Annotated in this window: 2 protein-coding genes; both read left to right on the top strand. The window is 34.3% G+C overall.

Features of this window, described 5'->3' with window-relative positions; translation table 11 throughout:
- The coding region (locus AC1DTM_RS30735) for a PadR family transcriptional regulator (protein WP_477001739.1) at positions 1-182 on the top strand (182 nt) is incomplete at its 5' end.
- Positions 183-189: 7 nt separating this feature from the next.
- Positions 190-592: DUF2812 domain-containing protein (locus AC1DTM_RS30730; protein WP_477001738.1), on the top strand; the 403-nt coding region annotated here is incomplete at its 3' end.

Raw genomic sequence — 592 nt, 5'->3', positions numbered from 1 at the left:
GTCCTGGTACTTTATACGGGAATACGACGAAGTTATTAAAAGAGAAGTTAATTGTTGAAGTTGCTTCTACGGACAGAAAGAAGTGCTATGAGCTAACACCGTTTGGGAGAGAAGTACTGGAACTGGAGTACAATAGATTACAGCGATCTGTAAGAAATGGAAATAGTATATTAGGGGAGTGAATGAAAGATGAAGACAAAAAAGGTATTCAAATTTTTCATGGCATGGAGTTTAGAGAAAGAAGAAGCTTTTTTACGGAAAATGCATCAAAAAGGCTGGGCGTTACAAAGGTATAATTTGATGTATACGTTTAAGAAAACAGAACCAAAAGATGTAATATATAAAGCGGATTTTAGATTGGTTTACAGGGATTCAAAAGAAAAACAACAAGAGTACTTTGAAATATATGAAATGTCTGGTTGGAAACGTGTCACAAGTTTTACAAGATGGAATTATTTTTGTAAGGAAGTAGAGGAGGGAATTGAGTTACCTGACATATATTCAGAGAAGGACACGAAGGTGCAAAAAATGAAGGAGTTATTACAATTTTTCGCATTGATTTCAATAACTATATTACCCTCAATGTATAGCG

This window comes from Bacillus sp. P4_D3 (assembly GCF_056401855.1).
The sequence above is the reverse complement of the archived record's forward strand: the minus strand, read 5'-3'. Positions and strand labels throughout refer to the sequence as shown.